The 3,062-nt window shown below is 37.9% G+C and carries 6 protein-coding genes; 2 read left to right on the top strand and 4 right to left on the bottom strand.

Features of this window, described 5'->3' with window-relative positions; translation table 11 throughout:
* Positions 1-77 (bottom strand): ArsR family transcriptional regulator (locus tag ABZX02_RS43745; RefSeq protein WP_355307947.1); only part of this gene is annotated, 77 nt, incomplete at its 3' end.
* On the opposite strand from ABZX02_RS43745, the gene ABZX02_RS43740 reads away from it, so the two are divergent.
* Entirely contained in the window at positions 76-336 is a 261-nt protein-coding gene (locus ABZX02_RS43740; RefSeq protein WP_355307945.1) for a GRP family sugar transporter, read from the top strand. The two genes, ABZX02_RS43745 and ABZX02_RS43740, sit on opposite strands and share 2 nt — an antisense overlap.
* A 73-nt stretch (positions 337-409) precedes the next feature.
* Here the strand turns inward: ABZX02_RS43740 and ABZX02_RS43735 are convergent, their stop codons facing one another.
* The 3 genes from ABZX02_RS43735 to ABZX02_RS43725 form a co-directional block, all read right to left on the bottom strand.
* A complete protein-coding gene (locus ABZX02_RS43735) occupies positions 410-1,000 on the bottom strand; it encodes a hypothetical protein (RefSeq protein ID WP_355307941.1) in 591 nt (196 codons plus the stop codon).
* A 35-nt stretch (positions 1,001-1,035) separates the two neighbouring features.
* Positions 1,036-1,926: an IS982 family transposase gene (locus ABZX02_RS43730; protein WP_355307939.1), complete on the bottom strand. Its 891-nt coding sequence runs from the start codon at positions 1,924-1,926 to the stop codon at positions 1,036-1,038.
* Positions 1,927-2,169: 243 nt separating this feature from the next.
* The gene (locus tag ABZX02_RS43725; protein ID WP_355307937.1) at positions 2,170-2,850 is read right to left on the bottom strand and encodes an IS6 family transposase; all 681 of its coding nucleotides are present in this window, start codon (positions 2,848-2,850) and stop codon (positions 2,170-2,172) included.
* Positions 2,851-2,900: 50 nt separating this feature from the next.
* On the opposite strand from ABZX02_RS43725, the gene ABZX02_RS43720 reads away from it, so the two are divergent.
* The coding region (locus tag ABZX02_RS43720) for a hypothetical protein (RefSeq protein WP_355307943.1) at positions 2,901-3,062 on the top strand (162 nt) is incomplete at its 3' end.

Raw genomic sequence — 3,062 nt, 5'->3', positions numbered from 1 at the left:
CTCAGGTGGTTGGACACGTTGGACCGGGTGAGGCCAAGCGTTTCCGCGAGTTGGCCGGGATATCCGGGGCCGTCGATGGATAAATATGTTTATGAAAATATGATTGATGGAGCAATGTTTGGTGTAGGAAATATCTTTATGCTTATGGCTGCAAGCGCTGCTGGTAACGTAATTGCCTTTTCGTTCTCACAATTAGGTGTTATCATTTCAACTATTGGAGGAATTCTCTTCCTTGGTGAAAAGAAAACCAAAAAAGAATTGGTTTATGTTGGAATTGGGATTGTTTTATTCGTAACAGGTGCAATTTTACTTGCAATTGTAAAATCTAAAGGATAATAAAAAAGCTGTCAGTAAATTGACGGCTTTTTTTGTGAGTTAATTTACTGACAAGTTTTCTGTCAGTAAAATTTTATAGTTTTTCATTAACGAAATTTACAAAATGATTCCAAAAAACCTTTGGAGCGCTACTACGGGGGACAGTTTTCTTAGCAACCAATGGAATTTGTTCTGCGGTACAATTTGGAAGATAGCCTAAACTATCCTTTACTGTAGTAGAAAGAGTGACAAGTTTTTGGTTTTTAGTCACAGTTGCTTCAACTGAGGCTGTTTTTTTCTTACTGAATTTGACTGTCAGTGATTTTGTATCTGCACTACCATCTGTAGCGTAAGGAACAACGGGAGTGATATTTTGTGGAGCAACGAGTTGAACAGATTTTTCTTTTCCATCAATCACAGCAATTTCTTTAAAATCATCTAAGGATTTATTTTTTTGCACAAGACTGGTCGTACGCCAATGACCATAAACATAGTTCATCAGTTGATTTGTGAGGGTGAAAGGAGTTGAGTTGTCAGCAGCAGGATCTGTAGCTTCTAAAACAACCGTAATGATTCTAAAGCCGTTTTGATTTGTTGTTCCAGCAAAACAGTCAATTTGAAAACTTGTTGAACCTGTTTTCAAGCCATCTACACCAGTTCTTGAAGTAGAAAAACCACTAAGCATTTGATTGGTATTAGTTAACCCGAATTGCTAGTTGATTATTTAGCCATGACTTGATACCCGATAGAATATCTTAAAGTCTCTGGTTCCAGTGTTTTAGCTGATTTTAACAGTAAAGAATACGCTAAAAGTATCATCTCTAATTTCAATTGAAAACCTTGAGGCGAACGACTTTTACAACGCTCAGCTCCTAGATTTGTCAAAAAAGAAAAAACTCGCTCAATCACTTTTCTATGTTTTGAAAAATTAGGGAAAAGGATTTTCTTTTGCTTCATGTTCTTCCTGACAGGTGTAATTAGATCAATTCCTTCTAATTCCAGCCTTTCATGCAGTGACTGACCTAGATATCCCATATCTCCAAGGACTGTTGGTGTCCCAAATTGACTCAACACTTCCTCGGTCATTGAACTATCAGCCATTGAAGCAGGAGTAATTGTGTAGTCTATGACATAGCCTGATTCACTGACTAAAGCATGACATTTACATCCATAGAAGTACTGTCCCTTTGTAGAATTGTAGCCAACATTTGCATAATCTCCAAGAACTTTGCTTCTGAAATTACGAATAGGCTGACACAAAGGAATGGGGAAGCTGTCAATAATGGATACACTAATTCCTTCAACCTCTTTAAAGACGAGTGCTTGGCGAATGACTTGGATACTCGGTAAGAGGGCATTACAACGGCGGACAAAGCGAGAATATTCTAGGAAATTAGGAAATAAACTTTGAGCAAGTTGGTGCTTAGCTTTAAGCGTTTCACTAAAATGCAGTACGCCCCATAGGTAACAAGCGATAACTAAGCAATCTGATGTTGCGAGATGGACGTTCTTTCGGTTTTGAACCTCAAGGGAAACCCTCGTTTGATAAAGCGTCTCAATGGTTGTCAGTAAATAAACAAAAACTTTTGGAAGTGTGCTATTATAAGTCATATAAGTCGTGCGCTTTCTAATGCCTAGTGGTTTAAGATTAGGATAGCACGACTTATTTATTTTCCAATGAAATTAACTAGCAATTCGGGTATTGACCTAAGAAGATGTATTCCATTTTGTATCCATTTATTTGAATTTAGTCCAGTTCTAACTATCTTTTTTTTCAAATTTAAGCTAAAATGAATTGATGGTTCTGTTGCGAAGTTTGAAAATCAAACGCGCCCGCTCTGAACTCCAAATATCTTAGGCTGGTATTCCCATTAATACCTTGATTTCAGTAGACACCGAAAAGCCGAAGAGCGTTCCATTTCTTCGGTTCTTTTTATATATTCCTCGAATGGTCTCCATGCCCTTAATCGTGGAAGAGGCTGTACGGAGACTTTGATAAAATTTATTCCGTCGTTTAATAGGTCGATGGTCTTGTTCTATTAAATTGTTAAGATACTTCACAGTTCGGTGCTCTGTCTTAGGATATAAACCCACACTCTGTAACTTTCTAAAGGCGGAGCCAAGAGAAGGTGCTTTATCAGTCACAATTGCTTTCGGCTCACCAAACTGTTTATGGAGTCGTTTTAAGAAAGCATAGGCTGCTTGCGTATCCCGTTTCTTTCGTAACCAGATATCTAAGGTTAAGCCGTCCGCATCAATTGCACGATAAAGATAATGCCAACGTCCCTTAATTTTGATATAGGTTTCGTCCATTTTCCATGAATAGAAGGATTGTCTATTTTTCTTCTTCCAAAGATAATAGAGGACTTTGCTGTACTCTTTCACCCAACGATAAATCGTAGTATGACAAACATTTATTCCACGATCATATAACAATTCCTGAACTTCACGATAGCTTAGATTGTAACGCAGGTAGTAACCAACAGCGACAATAATGACGTCTTTTTTGAATTGTTTGCCTTTAAAATGATTCATTACTCTGTCGTCTCTGTCTTTTTTCTCAATTTTACACTAAAATAGATTTTTTGGAAAACTTTGCAACAGAACCTATTGGAGAATTCAAGGAAATCACAAAGAATTACGTCGATTGGTTTAACAATCGACGAATATCACAGAAAACAAAAGAGCGGGTCCTACCCGGCGTTCGCCGGTGCCGAAGTGGTGGTGCTCGACAAGCTCACCTACGC

This window comes from Lentzea sp. NPDC003310, from assembly GCF_040610935.1.
Classification (GTDB): domain Bacteria; phylum Actinomycetota; class Actinomycetes; order Mycobacteriales; family Pseudonocardiaceae; genus Lentzea.
This window is presented reverse-complemented; position numbering and strand designations above follow the sequence as displayed.